Here is a 15,989-nt window from a genome sequence, read left to right as displayed (position 1 = left end):
TGATGAGTTAAATGATTACTTTTGGTTTACGTTTTCCATTTCAGCTAAATCGTATTCTCTGATATCGATTTTAGCGTAATCATTACAGCTTGAGCAGGCGTAGTACTTTGCGCCATCACAGTATTGATGCTGTAATACCATCGCTGGCTTTCTACACCAGTCGCAGTGACCTTCTAAATTAAACATATGACTTTCTCTATTATCTATTCTTTGAATTTATACGCTATATGAATATTGTTACATTTTGATAACATATAAAAGTGATGCAGATTATATAGAGATGCAATAATTTGTAAAGGCCTTCTGAGTTTTTTGTCGAGTAGCTTTGACGAGTGGCACTATTTTATTTGGTTATAGGCCTTATTTATTTCGGCTAACATCACACCATCAGTGCCATGATCAGGGTGGTGGAGTTGAGCAAGCTTACGATACTGCTTCTTAATATCAGCACTGCTGCTGTTTATATTAATGCCGAGCAATTGATACTGAGTAAATGATGAAGAAGATGATTTCTTTGCCGCCTCTAACTCAATTTGTAAACGCTTGATCGTGATCTCTTGAGCGTCCGCTCTGATCTTCAATTTATCATTGCTGTCTTGCAGTTGCTTTAACTTCTCATTTTGTAATGATTTTGAAAAACTGCTTTGTTGTGCGTTATTACCTTTAGTTCGTGCAAAGGTCTGCTTTAATCGTAATAGTAAGAAAATAAGCACAACCACCATTATGACAATAAGCAAATAGCTCCCAAGAGTGATAAGCGCAGTCGGCTTCTCCATCTGTGTTATGAAGATGGTTTTTGGTTCGGGTTCAGACGCAGGTACAACCGTTTGTTCTGGTGTCACTTCTTTAGGCTTAACTTCTGTGGTTTCTTGTTGTTCAACGATCGGGTTTTGTTGTTGCTCGGCTAAGGAGTGTAATACTCGTTTATAGCCAAGCATAGCTTCACCATGTCCATTGTGTGATGCAATTTGGTACCACAGTGATGCATTGTATAAGTCTACTTTTCCTGATAATCCGTATTCGTAAATCTCACCTAAATAAAACTGAGAAGGTGGGTGATTTTGCGTTGCAGCGCGAGTAAACCAATAGATGGCTTGTTTTGAATCTTGAGCAATACCATAGCCATTTTTATAGATTTGACCAAGGTTAAATTGTGCGGTCGTGTTGTCTTGCATTGCGGCTTGTTTATACCACTGAATTGCGTGATCAATATTGGTAGGGCGATTAGTGCCTGACTCATATTCCATTGCTAATTTTACTTGTGCGCGAGAATCTCCTAATTCCGCTTTCTCTTCTAAAGAGTTAGCGTAAGTGGTGAAACTAAAAAGTAGAACAACAGTAAGTAAAATAGAACGGATCATAAACTTTAATATATTCAGTTGGAATAAAAGGGTGGCCGTTAGTGTAGCGATTTGATAATACGAAGGAAAGAAAAAGGGCGTACGAGTTTCCTCAATACGCCCTGAATTTAGTATCTAGATTGTCTTATTGTTGAATGAGGTATTATTTTACCTCTTCAAACTCTGCATCTACCACATCATCTTCTTGCTTAGGTTGCGCTCCAGCTTCAGCACCTTGTTGCGCTTGCGCTTTCTGTTGAGCTATTTCCATCAGCTTTTGTGCTGCTTGGCCTAGCTCTTGAGTTTTCGCATCGATTGCTTCTTTATCATCGCCTGACTTAACGTCTTCTAGAGCTTTGATTGCTGCTTCGATTTTTTCTTTCTCGTCAGCTGGAAGTGTATCGCCTGCTTCTTCGATTTGTTTTTTCGTACCGTGGATCATTTGATCCGCTTGGTTACGTGCTGTTACTAGCTCTTCGAACTTTTTGTCCGCGTCTTTGTTAGCTTCAGCTTCTTGTACCATTGCTTCGATTTCTTCGTCTGTTAGACCACCAGAAGCTTGGATTGTGATCTTCTGCTCTTTACCAGTCGATTTATCTTTTGCAGATACGTTTAGGATACCATCAGCATCTAGGTCGAATGTTACTTCGATTTGTGGCATACCACGTGGTGCTGCTTGGATACCTTCTAGGTTAAATTGACCTAGAGATTTGTTGTATGTCGCTTGCTTACGCTCACCTTGAAGTACGTGGATTGTTACCGCACTTTGGTTATCTTCAGCAGTTGAGAACGTTTGGTCCGCTTTAGTTGGGATCGTTGTGTTCTTCTCGATTAGTTTAGTCATTACACCACCCATCGTTTCGATACCGAAAGATAGAGGAGTAACATCTAGAAGAAGTACATCTTTAACGTCACCAGCTAGTACGCCACCTTGAACTGCAGCCCCCATTGCTACTGCTTCATCAGGGTTTACGTCACGGCGCGCTTCTTTACCGAAGAAATCAGCAACTTTAGCTTGAACCATAGGCATACGTGTTTGGCCACCAACTAGGATTACGTCAGTGATTTCGCTTACTGATAAATCAGCATCAGCTAGAGCAACTTTTAGTGGTTCAAGAGTACGAACTACTAGGTCTTCAACTAGAGATTCTAGTTTTGCACGTGTAACTTTAACGTTCATGTGCTTAGGACCTGTTGCATCAGCAGTAACGTAAGGAAGGTTTACGTCAGTTTGTTGAGCTGAAGATAATTCAATCTTCGCTTTTTCTGCTGCTTCTTTAACACGTTGCATTGCTAGAGGATCAGTTTTAAGGTCGATGCCTTGCTCTTTCTTAAACTCATCAACTAGGAAGTTGATCATACGGTTATCGAAATCTTCACCACCTAGGTGAGTGTCGCCGTTTGTCGCAAGAACTTCGAAAGTTTGCTCGCCATCAACGTTGTCGATTTCAATGATAGAAATATCGAATGTACCACCACCAAGGTCGTATACTGCGATAGTGCGATCGCCGCCTTTTTTGTCTAGACCGTAAGCTAGCGCTGCTGCTGTTGGTTCGTTGATGATACGTTTAACATCAAGACCTGCGATACGACCAGCATCTTTCGTTGCTTGACGTTGAGCATCGTTAAAGTAAGCAGGTACAGTTACTACTGCGCCAGTTACTTCTTCGCCTAGGAAATCTTCAGCTGTTTTCTTCATTTTCTTAAGAATTTCAGCAGACACTTGAGGAGCAGCCATTTTTTGGCCTTGCGCTTCAACCCAAGCATCACCGTTGTCAGCTTTAACGATTTTGTACGGCATGATTTCGATATCACGTTGTACTTCTTCGTCTTCAAAACGACGACCGATAAGACGCTTAATCGCAAATAATGTATTTTGTGGGTTAGTAATCGCTTGACGTTTAGCTGGCTGACCTACAAGAGTTTCGCCATCTGTGTATGCAATTACCGATGCCGTTGTACGTTCACCCTCTGCATTCTCTAAAATACGTGGCGTGTCGCCATCTAAAACAGCAACACAAGAGTTAGTTGTACCTAAGTCAATACCAATGATCTTACCCATCAGGTTCTCTCCAATTATCTATTTAAACTTATCCAAAACAACTTGAATAAGGGTTGGGACTAAATCCCATAATTCATTCTATGACTAATTAATAAGGGCGCTAAATCACAATTCAAGGGAAACAATAAAAAAAAATCAATTTTATTTTCAACTGCACAAAAAAAAGCCTAACAATCATGTCAGGCTTGTCGTTCAGAATATTCTTAATCGATATCCACTTAATCAGAATCTTTGCAATTCATGACTTCAAAATCAATTGGCGGTGGATTTTGCTGCCACTCTTCTTTAGTTAAGTAGGTTTTACCACCCGATTTAATATATGGACTATTATCATCAACAATCAGTAAACCATCCGGCGCAACGGTTCCCATGTAATACCATTTTGGTGTAGTGGTTAAATATTGAAAACGACTACCACCAGCACCGGGTAAATAATTGGCATTAGATAAATCACCATGAGAAACCGACGTATTCACTGTTGGGTAATAATCTGCTCCCGTACTGATTAACACTTTCGCCGTACTAATATCTTGCTTGCCTTGTGGTTTATCAGGAACCAACCATGCTTTCATTCGTACAAACGCGGCAAGGACATTTTCGCCATCAATAGCAACCTTACTGGTTCCACCATGCAATGGATAATGTTCTGAATGCAATTGATACTCTTTTAAACCATCGCTAGAGCGGCGATATGGGACATCTTCAATATATTTAATAATGTTGTGAGAGTAATAGGCAGCCCAAGAGACGGATGCTCTATTTACAGTAACATTGACCCATTCAGCCGTCAGTGGATCCATGCTTCCATCAGTCGATTGAAGTAACCACATATCAGCATCACCAATAACAACTCGAACATTTTTTGCTGTGTTTTTCTGCGCCTCAAATACCGTGAACCATTGTGTCATTCCCGTCCACGCATCAGAAGTGGTCATACTTTTATCAATGATCTCATTAGCCCAATATGACGGGGCAGCATCTCCACGAGGTATACCTTGAACAATAGTGGCTCCACGAGCCCAAGCTGAAGTCTCTGGTGCATTATATAATTTGGCATCATTTGCTAATGCCATTGAGGTATAAGTCTCAGACGCCACAACATGCTCAGCAAAACTTAACGGCGTGTAAAGACAAAGCGCGCCAACTAAAAGAGATTTAATGTTCAATTTGTTTTCCATTTATTTGTTCCTAACCATTCATCCATGATGAGTAAAATGTAGTAAAAAACAAAATAAATAACGATAGAAAAAATGATAAAATTTAAAAGCTTGAATCCCATTCCTTATTTACAACACACTTTCTAGAAAAGAAGACGGCCTATCTTAAAAGAAAGACAAAAAAAAGCGAACCCATTGCTGAATTCGCTTCATTTATCATCACTTAATTTAATTAAAAATAGTGATTATTGAGCAACCATTACCATTGCAGGACGCAGCACTTGCTCATTTAATGAGTAGCCTTTTTGCATCACAATCATCACGGTGTTTGACTCATGATCAGGGCTTGCTTGCATACCAATCGCTTGATGAAGTTCAGGGTTAAATGCTTCGCCAACTGGATTGATTACCGTTAGACCAAACTTTTCAACAGTTGAAATAAACGTTTGTAGTGTTAATTCAACACCTTCAAGCAACGCTTTTGCTGCTTCATTTTCTTTATCGCCATTCTCAAGAGCACGCTCTAGGTTATCGATAACTGGAAGTAGTTCACCAGCGAATTTTTTCAACGCATATTTACGCGCTTTATCGATATCGCCTTCCGCACGACGACGTACATTTTGCTCTTCTGCTTTTGCACGTAATACCGCATCTTGCTGATCTTTAAGTTGTGCTTGAGTAGCAAGTAATGCAGCTTCTAATTCTGCAATTTTTGCATCTTGGTTATCTTCAATAGATTCATTCCATTCAACATCACCTTCAGTGCCAACCGCTTCAATATGATCTTCAACTACAACTTCTTCGTTTACTTTTTTCTCTTCGTTACTCATTACTGCTTCTCCAGAATGCTGATGACTAGCTATAAAGCGATCTTAATATAAACCAAGGCGTCGCTCTATACGCAAATTAAAACTTTGTCATTATTATGGGGACTAAATAAAGCGATTCAAGCATAATAGTGCTAATTGTAAAATTTGTTCCCCATTTAATGATGGATGATTGATATGAAAACCGCCTTTAACGTTATCGCAATCATTGGTAAGCCAAGAGATCCAAGCGCCGTAAAAACCCATTTAGCTCTTTATAATTGGTTAACTCAGCTTAATTATTCGGTATTACTTGATAATCGCTTACGTGAAGCTTTACCTGACATCCCTGATGATCGATTTAATCACCTATTAAAATTAGGAGAACAAGCCGATCTCGCTATTGTCGTTGGTGGTGATGGTAATATGCTTGGCGCAGCTCGTGTTTTATCTCGTTTCGATATTTCAGTCATTGGCGTTAACAGAGGCAATCTTGGTTTTTTAACCGATCTTGATCCTGATAATTTTAAAGAGCCACTGCAAGCCGTCTTAAATGGTGAATTTGTTAAAGAAGAACGCTTTTTATTAGAAGCTGAAGTTCACCGCCATGGGCAAATAAAAAGCCACAATACCGCCTTTAATGAGGTGGTACTTCATCCGGGCCAAGTTGCCCACATGATCGAATTTGAAGTCTATATTGATGACAGCTTTGCTTTCTCTCAGCGCTCTGATGGATTGATCATTTCAACACCAACGGGATCAACTGCGTACTCTTTATCTGGTGGCGGACCTATCCTTTCACCTAATCTGAATGCGATTTCTATTGTACCTATGTTTCCCCATACCCTTTCAAGCCGTCCTCTGGTTGTTGAAGGTAAGCGTCATATCAAATTATTCATTTCACCAGAAAATCGTAGTGCATTGGAAGTGAGCTGTGACGGGCAAGTCTCATTACCTGTCAGCCCTGGTGATGAAGTGCATATTTTCCAAAGCCCTAGTCGATTAAAACTCATTCACCCTAAAGATTATAGCTACTATCATGTACTTAGAAATAAGCTTGGCTGGTCAAGCAAACTCTTCTAATCTCTAAATACAGATAAAGATAAGCCACTCACAAAAAGTTAATTTAAACTTTACTGTATAAAGAAACAGTATATACTGTTTCTTTATACAGTGTTTTTAGTGTTTAAATTTCACAGAGAATGGCTTATGTTGGCACATATCAAAATTACTCATTTCGCAATTGTAAAATCATTAGAGCTTGATTTAACCAAAGGCATGACCACCATTACCGGTGAGACAGGCGCAGGTAAATCTATTGCAATTGATGCTCTTGGTTTATGTTTAGGCGATCGCGCTGAAGCTTCGATGGTTCGCCAAGGAGAAGAGAAAGCTGAGATCACCGTACTCTTCACATTAGAAAATAATCTTAACGCCAAACGTTGGTTAGAAGATAATGAACTCTATGATGGCAATGAGTGTATTTTACGCCGCGTAATCACTAAAGAAGGCCGTTCTCGTGGTTTTATTAATGGCAGCCCAGTTCCTGCGGCTCAATTAAAAACATTAGGCCATTTACTGATCAATATTCACGGTCAACACGCCCACCATGAATTAATGAAACCTGAATACCAACTAAATATGTTGGATCAATACGCAGGTCATGTATCTCTACTAAATAAGACACGCAGCCGCTACCAAGCGTGGCGCCAAGCTGATAACTCTCTTAAACAACTAATCAAAAACTCTCAGCAGAATGAAGCTCAAAAACAGCTGATCGAATATCAAATAAAAGAGTTAAATGATTTAGCACTAGGCGAAGAAGAGTTTGCTCAACTAGAAGAAGATCATAAACGTTTATCAAACTCTGGTGACTTGGTTGAATACTGCCAACAAGCCGTGTCGCTTCTTTATGAAAACGATGACGTTAACGCCCTTCAGTTACTGCAGTATGCAAATAATCATATTCAGCAACTTGGACAACTCGACCCACAGCTTGCTCCGTTATCAGAAATGCTTAATGAGGCAATGATCCAAGTAGAAGAAGCAAATCATGAAATTAAAAACTACTTAGATTGCATTGATGTTGATCCCGCACAAATTGCCTTTGTTGAGGAACGATTCAGCAAAGTTATGTCAATGGCAAAAAAACACCATGTACTTGCTGATGAACTATATGAGCACCATCAACAGCTATTGGCAGAATACGAACGCCTTGATTGTTCAGATGAAAAACGTGAACAACGCGAGCAAGAAGTTGAAGAATTGAAACAACATTTCTTAGAAGCAGCCCATAAGCTCACGAAGAGTCGCCAGCGTTATGCTAAAGAGCTAAATAATAAGATCACCGAAAGCATGCAAACATTAAGTATGGAAAAAGCCGTATTTGATATTCAGATTGAAAGTGATGGTGTTAGTAAAATTTCACCACTAGGAATTGATACCCTGTGCTTTAAAGTATCAACCAACCCTGGTCAGCCATTGCACCCAATTGCAAAAGTTGCCTCTGGTGGTGAGCTGTCTCGTATCTCTTTGGCTATTCAGGTTATTACCGCTCAGAAAGTCGATACGCCAAGTTTGATTTTTGATGAAGTTGATGTAGGTATTAGTGGGCCAACCGCTGCTGTAGTAGGAAAAATGTTGCGTACTTTAGGTGAATCAACCCAAGTGCTATGTGTTACTCACTTACCTCAAGTAGCTGGCTGTGGACACAACCAATTATTTGTCGCTAAGCACACTAACTCAGGAAAAACTGAAACCCAAATGCGAGCCTTAAGTACAGAAGAGCGCATTGAAGAGCTAGCCCGCTTACTCGGCGGGACACAAATAACAGACCATACGCTTGCTAATGCAAAAGAGCTACTAAGCGCTGCTTAATGGCTTGTAAATAGCTAAACTCACCTTTTAGTTAACGCCAATGTCGTCTTTGATGTTGGCGTTTTTATTCCCCCCTTCTTTTAAATTATGAATAGAATGCAACTTGATTCAAAATTTAGGGTCAAAACACAGCATAACAGGCTTAACCTTTTTACTTATTAGTCTAGCTTGTTTATCATCTGTTTAATTATTTTAAAGGCTAAGCTGTACGAACTATGCAATTCAAAAAATGGATCATTGCTCTACCCCTTGCTGTTGGGCTTCTGGGTGGTTGCTCGCTATTAGAACCGTTGGTATATCGAATTGATATTGCCCAAGGTAACTACGTCGAACAGGAAGCCGTCGATAAACTGCGATTTGGCATGACAAAACAACAAGTACAGTATGTTATGGGTTCTCCAATGCTTGTTGAATCAGGCTACCCAAATACTTGGTATTACGTCTACCTTTTCACTCATGGCCATGAAGAGTCGATTCAAAAGAACTTAATTGTTCACTTTGATGACAATGGTAATTTAACCAGCCTTGACGGTGTATTCCCAATGAGTGACAGTTTCTTTGAGAAAATCTAGTTTTCTTTAAGACGTTAAAACACAAAAAACCGGACATCGTTTAACGATCTCCGGTTTTTTATTATCTAACAACTCAGTAAATAAACTACTTTTTCGCCGCTTCTTTCTTCGCTTGTTCGGCTCTTTTTCGTCTAATTTCTTTTGGGTCTGCAAGTAAAGGGCGATAAATTTCAATACGATCTTTATCTCTAATCGTTGCATCCAATTTTATATTACGACTAAATACGCCAACTTTATTTACGTCTAAATCGATATCAGGGTATCGCTCTAGCACGCCAGATTGTTGGATAATCTCTTGTACTGTCTGCTCCGCTTTAACAGCAAGTTTAAAAACTACCTGCTCTGTTGGTAATGCGTAGACCACTTCAACATGGATCATCTCATTAATTATTGACATAAACCTGCTTCGCTCTTTGGGTAAATGAGTTCACCATATTATTAGTAAGCTCTTGAAATACTTTACCAAACGCCATTGCTACTAAGGCATTTGTAAATTCAAAATCTAACTTTAACTCCACTTTACATGCCGTTTCATCCAAAGCAGTAAAGTGCCAGCCACCAGTTAATGATTTAAATGGTCCATCAACTAAATTCATCCCAATCAATTGCGCATCAATTAGAGTGTTTTTAGTCGTAAACGTCTTTTTTATGCCTGCTTTTGCTACATCAACTGACGCTACCATTGAACTTTCTGACTCTTCGATTACCTTAGAGCCAGAACACCCTGGTAAAAACTGAGGATAAGAGGCAACATCATTGACTAAATCATACATTTGCTTTGCGCTAAACGGTACTAATGCAGAACGGCTAACCTGAGGCATAAATTCTCCTTTACATAATAGAGGGTTGCATCATACCATCTTGATGTTAAGAGCCAAACTACTTCCCCTATTCTCAACTAATAACGTATAATGTGGGCATTATGGCAAAGAAAAAATCAAAAGATAAAGCGGGCAGTAATACCATTGCTATGAACAAGCAAGCTCGCCACGAATATTTCATTGAAGATGAAATCGAAGCTGGGGTTGAACTCCAAGGCTGGGAAGTTAAATCTCTTCGTTCTGGTAAAGTTAATATCGCGGAAAGCTACGTGTATGTTCGCGATGGTGAAATTTTTATTAGTGGTATGAACATCACACCACTGCAAGCCGCATCGACTCATGTTATAGCGAATCCAACACGTGTTCGTAAACTACTAATGAGCCGTAAAGAAATTGATAACCTTATTGGTCGTGTAAACCGTGAAGGTATGACACTCGTAGCAACAACAATGTACTGGGTTCGCTCTTGGGCAAAGATCAAAGTCGGCGTTGCTAAAGGTAAAAAACTGCACGATAAACGTACAGATTCAAAAGAAAAAGACTGGAATAGAGATAAAGCACGAATTATGAAGAGTAGTTTGCGTTAATTTCAACCAGTTAGACTGATACTAGCTAGACAGACGCTGTTTTTCTGTTAGTATCGTCTGGTAACAACTTTGGGGCTGATTCAGGATTCGACGGGAATTTTGAAACCCGAGGAGCATGTCGTGGGGCGGTTGGCCACGTAAAAAGCCGCAAAAAAATAGTCGCAAACGACGAAAACTACGCACTAGCAGCTTAATAACCTGCTCAGAGCTCTCCTGCCCTAGCTTCCGTTTGTAAGACGGGGAATAACAGGGGATCAAACCCAAACGAACTAGAATGGATTCTCCCACCTGAGAGATGAAGTTCGAATTATAATTCAGGTTAGCCATAAGATAGCGTGTCGGTTCGCAGTTTTACGGTGAAATTAAAGATCGACTAAACATGTAGCGCCAACGGTGAACGGTTTTCGGACGGGGGTTCAAATCCCCCCAGCTCCACCAAACGTTTGGAAAAGCCCAACTTCGAAAGAGGTTGGGCTTTTTTGTGTCTAATAGGTACCGTAATTTCCTCACTTCCTCTATCTTTACTCATTTTCCATCTCCCCTCCCTACTATCCTTAACATACTTAGTTACATCGAAGACCAACGTTTTTTAAAATAATTTATATTCACTCAAAAAAACATTCCTTCATCTTAATAAACACTTCTGGCATTCCGGTTAAATACCCATCAAATAACTATAACGACACAAATAATTACAGGTCTAACATTTAACTTAACCACAACATTAACCTCTTGTTTTAACTAAAAATAAAACTATCCATAATAAATAAAGACAACTCATAACTAAAATAATAATTTGAACTCTAACTATTTTTCTGTCATTTTATAATTAATTGAACGTTCAATAAAAAATAAAAGGACCGAAAGATGCCCAAGGTTGGGATGCCTGACATTAGAAAACCACAACTTGTAAAAGCGACTATGAAGGTCATTGATCGTGTTGGTTTGCACGCCGCTAGCATTGCTTTAATTAGTAAAGAGGCTGGTGTATCAACAGGGAGCATAAATCACTATTTTGGTGGTAAGCACGGTTTACTTGAAGAAACCATGCGTGAGATCCTTCGCCAACTCTCCAATACCGTTACATCTCAATTAAAATCCTTACCTGTTGACGCTCATCAACTACGCATCAATGCCATTATCAATGGTAATTTTGAAGGCTACCAAGCAGAAAACGAAGTCGCTAAAACTTGGTTAGCATTCTGGTCTTACTCGATGCATGACGAACAACTAAAGCGTCTACAGCGTGTAAATGAAAGGCGTTTACTGTCCCACCTACGAATTGAACTAAAAGCCATGTTGAATAACCAACAAGCAGAACTCGTTGCTCACGGGATCGCATCATTAATTGATGGTGTTTGGTTAAGAGGTACATTAAACCCAGAAGGCATTAACGCTGACAAAGCACGTGCCATCATCAATGACTACCTTGAAAAGCAACTTTACTTTTATTCAAGTCAGCCAATAAATCACTCATAATAATTATTAAGTCAGATATTCAAATGGAAATTAACTCATTATATATCGATGGAAAGTCGATTCCAGCTACGTCTGGAGAAACCTTCACTAGCATTAATCCTGCTAATGGCGAACCAATTGCACAGCTAGGTCAGGCCTCTCAAGCCGATCTTGAGCTTGCTATTGAATCGGCAAAACGTGGTTTCGCGGTATGGTCTGCCATGACCGCCATTGAACGCAGCCGTATTCTTCTCAATGCAGTAAAAATACTTAGAGAACGAAACAATGACCTTGCCGTACTTGAGGTTATGGATACCGGTAAACCGCTTCAAGAGGCATTAGAAGTTGATGTTGCCTCTGGTGCCGATGTCATTGAATACTTCGCAGGATTAGTTCCTGCAATGCAAGGTAACCAACAACCACTGGGTGAAAGCCAATTTTTTTACACTCGTCGTGAACCACTTGGTATTTGTGCAGGTATCGGTGCCTGGAACTACCCTATCCAGATCGCTATGTGGAAATCAGCACCTGCATTGGCAGCGGGTAATGCAATGATCTTCAAACCATCAGAAGAAACGCCATTAACAGCATTGAAACTGGCCGAAATATTTACCGAAGCGGGATTGCCAGATGGCGTGTTCAACGTCGTTCAAGGTGATTATCGTGTCGGTCAAATGCTGACTGCACACCCTGATATCGCAAAAGTGTCTTTCACAGGTGAAACAGGAACAGGCAAAGCAGTCATGGCTGACAGTGCGAAAACACTAAAACCTGTCACGATGGAGCTCGGAGGGAAGTCCCCAATGATCGTTTTTGATGACGCAAAATTGGATGATGCTGTTTCTGCTGCGATGGTGGCAAACTTTTATACTCAAGGCGAAGTGTGCACCAATGGTACTCGTGTTTTTGTTCATGAAAACCTTTATGACGACTTCATTAACCAACTTAAAGTTCGCACTGAAAAACTGATTGTCGGTGACCCAATGAACATCGAAACCCAAGTCGGAGCTCTGATTTCAAAAGCACATTTAGCGAAAGTACTAGAAGCGATTGAACAAGCTAAACAGTCAGGTGCAACTCTGCTTACTGGTGGCTATCAAGTGATTGATAAAGGGTTAGAAAACGGTAACTTTGTGGTTCCTACCGTCTTTGTAAATTGCGAAGACGATATGCCACACGTTCAACAAGAAATCTTTGGCCCTGTTATGTCTGTTCTTAAATTCACAGACGAAGACGAGGTTATTCGCCGCGCAAACGACACTAAGTATGGGCTCGCTGCCGGTATTTTCACTCAAAACTTATCTCGAGCTCACCGAGTTATTCATCAAATGCAAGCAGGTATTTGTTGGGTAAATACGTGGGGAGACTCTCCAGCAGAAATGCCAGTAGGCGGTTATAAACACTCGGGGGTTGGACGTGAAAACGGCCCTGAAACGCTACTGCATTACACCCAAACCAAAAGCATATTAATAGAGCTTGGTGATTTCGCTAGCCCTTACGCTTAATTTACCCTTCCAATAAAAACGTCTAGCCCTATGCGCTAGACGTCACGGAGAATACCAACATGGAACAACGCTACGATTATATTATCGTCGGCGCGGGTTCGGCCGGCTGTGTGTTAGCAGATAGACTAACCGAAAGCGGTCAACACAGCGTTTTATTATTAGAAGCAGGCGGGACGGATAAGAGTATTTTTATCCAAATGCCGACGGCTCTTTCTTATCCTATGAATTCTGAAAAGTACGCATGGCAGTTCGAGACTCAACAAGAATCAGGACTCGATGGACGCCAACTACACTGCCCTCGCGGCAAAGTTCTTGGTGGAAGCTCATCGATCAACGGCATGGTTTATGTTCGTGGTCACGCGTGTGATTATGACGAATGGGAAGAAAATGGCGCGACAGGTTGGAACTATCAAGCCTGCTTACCTTACTTCCGTAAAGCAGAAACATGGAGTAAAGGCGCGGATCAATATCGCGGAGGCGAAGGCCCTTTAGGTACGTGTAATGGTAATGACATGACACTTAACCCTCTATATCAAGCCTTCATCAATGCAGGTAAAGACGCGGGATATCCAGAAACATCAGACTACAACGGCTATCAGCAAGAAGGTTTTGGTCCAATGCACATGACGGTAGATAAAGGCGTTAGAGCATCTACCTCAAACGCATATCTTCGTCGTGCTTTAAAGCGTCCTAACTTAACGCTAATGAAAGGAATTATCGCAAGAAAAATTCTACTTGAAGACAAGAAAGCCGTTGGTATTGAGTTTGAAAAATCAGGAAAAATCATCAATGTGCATGCGAATAAAGAAGTTATTTCAAGTGCAGGTTCAATTGGCTCAGTTCAATTACTTCAACTGTCAGGCATAGGTCCAAAAGCCGTCTTAGAAAACGCAGGCGTAGAGGTAAAACATCAACTCTCTGGTGTTGGTGAAAACCTGCAAGATCACCTTGAAATTTACTTCCAATACCACTGTAAAGAACCCATTACTCTTAACAGTAAACTGGGCTTGGTAAGTAAAGGCTTAATAGGCACAGAATGGATACTAACTCGCAAAGGGTTAGGCGCAACAAACCACTTTGAATCGTGTGCTTTTATTCGTTCTCGTAAAGGTTTGAAATGGCCTAATCTTCAATACCACTTCTTACCTGCGGCGATGCGTTATGACGGACAAGCTGCGTTTGGTGGTCATGGATTTCAAGTTCATGTTGGACCAAATAAACCAGAAAGCCGCGGAACCGTGTCAATAACCTCAGCAGATCCTCACGCTAAACCAAAGATCGTTTTTAACTACATTTCGACTGAACGAGATCGCCAAGATTGGCGCGATTGTATCCGCCTTACTCGTGAAATTTTATCCCAACCATCAATGGATTCATTCCGTGGTGATGAAATACAACCGGGTATCGAAATCACGTCTGATGAGGCAATTGATAAATGGGTTAAACAAAATGTAGAAAGTGCTTACCACCCTTCTTGTGGTTGCAAAATGGGTAAAGAAGAGGACCCAATGGCCGTACTTGACGAAGAGTGCCGTGTACGTGGGATTGAAAATTTACGCGTGGTCGATTCTTCTGTGTTCCCAACGATTCCAAACGGAAACTTAAATGCTCCCACCATAATGGTTGCAGAACGTGCCGCCGATTTCATTCTTGGCAACCCTATGCTCACAGGGGAGCACGCCCCCGTTTGGATAGCACCAGAATGGGAAGAGAAACAACGAATAAACGCACCAATAAGAGAAGCAAACACGCTTTCTTAAATAATAAGAAACACAAAAAATACAGTCAGCAGCGCCGTTATACCCAATGGCGAAAGGAATCATTACAAGGAATTATTATGTCACTTACAAAAAAGACACTTGCCACATTAGCGATCAGCTCATTCGCTTTTAACGTGTATGCCAATCAATGTGAAACCGTACGTTTTGCAGATGTCGGTTGGACAGACATCACCGCAACAACCGCAGTAACCTCTGAACTACTTAAAGGCATGGGCTATAAAACCAAAACCGATCTTCTTTCTGTTCCCGTAACTTACTCTTCAATGGCAAATGGCGACATTGATGTCTTCTTAGGTAACTGGATGCCAACGATGGAAGGGGATATAGCTAAATACCGTGAAGCGGGCACGGTAGAAACCGTTCGTGCCAATTTAGAAGGCGCTAAATACACACTTGCCGTACCAAAATATGTGTACGACGCAGGCGTTACAAGCTTTGCAGATTTAGCTAAAAATGCCGACAAGTTCAAAGACCGCATCTACGGAATCGAACCGGGTAACGATGGTAACCGTATCATTCAATCAATGATTGATTCTGACGCGTTTGGTCTTAAAGAGTTTAGTGTTGTTGAATCAAGTGAAGCAGGTATGGTTTCTCAAGTATCACGCGCCGTTCGTCGCAGTCAATGGATAGTCTATTTAGGTTGGGCTCCACACCCAATGAACAGCAATGTTGAAATGGAATATCTATCAGGTGGCGATGACTTCTTTGGTGCCAACTATGGCGGCGCAAGCGTGTATACCAACGTTCGCTCTAACTACCTTTCAGAATGTAAAAATGTTGGACAGTTATTACAAAATCTAGAGTTTAGTCTTGAGATGGAGAATGAACTGATGGAAAACATTCTAAATCAAAAAATGACGCCAGAGAAAGCGGCTCAACAGTGGTTAAACAAAAATCCACAACAAGTAAAAGCATGGCTTGAGAATGTGAAATCACTGCAAGGTGACGCCGCAAATAAATCAGTTACTGAATACCTAAAACAAGTTAAAGCTTAATCAATAATGGTGGGTTTCGGCCCAC

Annotated in this window: 15 protein-coding genes and 1 other RNA gene; 9 read left to right on the top strand and 7 right to left on the bottom strand. The window is 40.7% G+C overall.

From position 1 onward, the window contains the following. Positions 1-15 precede the first annotated feature (15 nt). The 5 genes from ED622_RS17875 to grpE form a co-directional block, all read right to left on the bottom strand. A complete protein-coding gene (locus ED622_RS17875; RefSeq protein WP_122036422.1) occupies positions 16-186 on the bottom strand; it encodes a hypothetical protein in 171 nt (56 codons plus the stop codon). 152 nt (positions 187-338) lie between these two features. After that, on the bottom strand, positions 339-1,361 hold the full coding sequence (locus tag ED622_RS17870) for a J domain-containing protein (protein WP_122036420.1): 1,023 nt from the start codon (positions 1,359-1,361) through the stop codon (positions 339-341). A gap of 142 nt (positions 1,362-1,503) precedes the next feature. Next, positions 1,504-3,402 carry a molecular chaperone DnaK gene (gene dnaK / locus ED622_RS17865; protein ID WP_122036418.1) on the bottom strand — a complete coding sequence of 633 codons (1,899 nt, stop codon included), beginning with the start codon at positions 3,400-3,402 and terminating at the stop codon, positions 1,504-1,506. Between the two features lie 218 nt (positions 3,403-3,620). After that, positions 3,621-4,580 (bottom strand): hypothetical protein, encoded by a 960-nt coding sequence (locus ED622_RS17860; RefSeq protein WP_122036417.1) that lies wholly within the window; start codon positions 4,578-4,580, stop codon positions 3,621-3,623. A 224-nt stretch (positions 4,581-4,804) separates the two neighbouring features. Beyond that, entirely contained in the window at positions 4,805-5,389 is a 585-nt protein-coding gene (grpE, locus tag ED622_RS17855) for a nucleotide exchange factor GrpE (RefSeq protein WP_122036415.1), read from the bottom strand. Between the two features lie 174 nt (positions 5,390-5,563). Here grpE and nadK point away from each other — a divergent pair, with 174 nt between their 5' ends. From nadK to bamE, 3 genes are all read left to right on the top strand, one after another. Continuing rightward, positions 5,564-6,448, top strand: coding sequence for an NAD(+) kinase (gene nadK / locus ED622_RS17850; RefSeq protein WP_162922568.1), 885 nt, complete (start codon positions 5,564-5,566; stop codon positions 6,446-6,448). A gap of 126 nt (positions 6,449-6,574) precedes the next feature. Beyond that, positions 6,575-8,242, top strand: a complete 1,668-nt coding sequence (gene recN, locus ED622_RS17845; protein WP_122036412.1) for a DNA repair protein RecN — start codon at positions 6,575-6,577, stop codon at positions 8,240-8,242. A 215-nt stretch (positions 8,243-8,457) separates the two neighbouring features. Further along, positions 8,458-8,814 (top strand): outer membrane protein assembly factor BamE, encoded by a 357-nt coding sequence (gene bamE, locus ED622_RS17840; protein ID WP_122036411.1) that lies wholly within the window; start codon positions 8,458-8,460, stop codon positions 8,812-8,814. A gap of 85 nt (positions 8,815-8,899) precedes the next feature. Here bamE and ED622_RS17835 read toward each other — a convergent pair whose 3' ends face one another. Then, positions 8,900-9,211, bottom strand: coding sequence for an RnfH family protein (locus ED622_RS17835; protein ID WP_122036409.1), 312 nt, complete (start codon positions 9,209-9,211; stop codon positions 8,900-8,902). Next, a complete protein-coding gene (locus tag ED622_RS17830; RefSeq protein ID WP_122036407.1) occupies positions 9,198-9,635 on the bottom strand; it encodes an SRPBCC family protein in 438 nt (145 codons plus the stop codon). The genes ED622_RS17835 and ED622_RS17830 overlap by 14 nt, the downstream gene beginning before the upstream one ends. A gap of 101 nt (positions 9,636-9,736) precedes the next feature. On the opposite strand from ED622_RS17830, the gene smpB reads away from it, so the two are divergent. The 6 genes from smpB to ED622_RS17800 all read left to right on the top strand — a co-directional run bounded on the left by smpB (position 9,737) and on the right by ED622_RS17800 (position 15,964). After that, positions 9,737-10,222, top strand: a complete 486-nt coding sequence (gene smpB, locus ED622_RS17825) for an SsrA-binding protein SmpB (RefSeq protein ID WP_122036405.1) — start codon at positions 9,737-9,739, stop codon at positions 10,220-10,222. Positions 10,223-10,293: 71 nt separating this feature from the next. Next, positions 10,294-10,660, top strand: a transfer-messenger RNA (tmRNA) gene (gene ssrA / locus ED622_RS17820). Positions 10,661-11,089: 429 nt separating this feature from the next. Continuing rightward, on the top strand, positions 11,090-11,701 hold the full coding sequence (gene betI / locus ED622_RS17815; RefSeq protein ID WP_122036403.1) for a transcriptional regulator BetI: 612 nt from the start codon (positions 11,090-11,092) through the stop codon (positions 11,699-11,701). A gap of 23 nt (positions 11,702-11,724) precedes the next feature. Next, a complete protein-coding gene (betB, locus tag ED622_RS17810; RefSeq protein WP_122036401.1) occupies positions 11,725-13,185 on the top strand; it encodes a betaine-aldehyde dehydrogenase in 1,461 nt (486 codons plus the stop codon). A 59-nt stretch (positions 13,186-13,244) separates the two neighbouring features. Then, positions 13,245-14,945, top strand: a complete 1,701-nt coding sequence (betA, locus tag ED622_RS17805; RefSeq protein WP_122036399.1) for a choline dehydrogenase — start codon at positions 13,245-13,247, stop codon at positions 14,943-14,945. A 77-nt stretch (positions 14,946-15,022) separates the two neighbouring features. Continuing rightward, a complete protein-coding gene (locus ED622_RS17800) occupies positions 15,023-15,964 on the top strand; it encodes a choline ABC transporter substrate-binding protein (RefSeq protein ID WP_122036397.1) in 942 nt (313 codons plus the stop codon). The last annotated feature ends 25 nt before the right edge of the window (positions 15,965-15,989 follow it).

The sequence above is a fragment of the Aliivibrio sp. EL58 genome, from assembly GCF_900312675.1.
In the GTDB taxonomy this organism is placed as follows: Bacteria; Pseudomonadota; Gammaproteobacteria; order Enterobacterales; family Vibrionaceae; genus Aliivibrio.
The sequence above is the reverse complement of the archived record's forward strand: the minus strand, read 5'-3'. Positions and strand labels throughout refer to the sequence as shown.

Excerpts from the sequence above, each read along its gene's own strand:
- ED622_RS17875 (WP_122036422.1), bottom strand. The coding sequence starts at position 186 with ATGTTTAATTTAGAAGGTCACTGCGACTGGTGTAGAAAGCCAGCGATG.
- ED622_RS17870 (WP_122036420.1), bottom strand. The coding sequence starts at position 1,361 with ATGATCCGTTCTATTTTACTTACTGTTGTTCTACTTTTTAGTTTCACC.
- dnaK (WP_122036418.1), bottom strand. The coding sequence starts at position 3,402 with ATGGGTAAGATCATTGGTATTGACTTAGGTACAACTAACTCTTGTGTT.
- ED622_RS17860 (WP_122036417.1), bottom strand. The coding sequence starts at position 4,580 with ATGGAAAACAAATTGAACATTAAATCTCTTTTAGTTGGCGCGCTTTGT.
- grpE (WP_122036415.1), bottom strand. The coding sequence starts at position 5,389 with ATGAGTAACGAAGAGAAAAAAGTAAACGAAGAAGTTGTAGTTGAAGAT.
- nadK (WP_162922568.1), top strand. The coding sequence starts at position 5,564 with ATGAAAACCGCCTTTAACGTTATCGCAATCATTGGTAAGCCAAGAGAT.
- recN (WP_122036412.1), top strand. The coding sequence starts at position 6,575 with ATGTTGGCACATATCAAAATTACTCATTTCGCAATTGTAAAATCATTA.
- bamE (WP_122036411.1), top strand. The coding sequence starts at position 8,458 with ATGCAATTCAAAAAATGGATCATTGCTCTACCCCTTGCTGTTGGGCTT.
- ED622_RS17835 (WP_122036409.1), bottom strand. The coding sequence starts at position 9,211 with ATGTCAATAATTAATGAGATGATCCATGTTGAAGTGGTCTACGCATTA.
- ED622_RS17830 (WP_122036407.1), bottom strand. The coding sequence starts at position 9,635 with ATGCCTCAGGTTAGCCGTTCTGCATTAGTACCGTTTAGCGCAAAGCAA.
- smpB (WP_122036405.1), top strand. The coding sequence starts at position 9,737 with ATGGCAAAGAAAAAATCAAAAGATAAAGCGGGCAGTAATACCATTGCT.
- betI (WP_122036403.1), top strand. The coding sequence starts at position 11,090 with ATGCCCAAGGTTGGGATGCCTGACATTAGAAAACCACAACTTGTAAAA.
- betB (WP_122036401.1), top strand. The coding sequence starts at position 11,725 with ATGGAAATTAACTCATTATATATCGATGGAAAGTCGATTCCAGCTACG.
- betA (WP_122036399.1), top strand. The coding sequence starts at position 13,245 with ATGGAACAACGCTACGATTATATTATCGTCGGCGCGGGTTCGGCCGGC.
- ED622_RS17800 (WP_122036397.1), top strand. The coding sequence starts at position 15,023 with ATGTCACTTACAAAAAAGACACTTGCCACATTAGCGATCAGCTCATTC.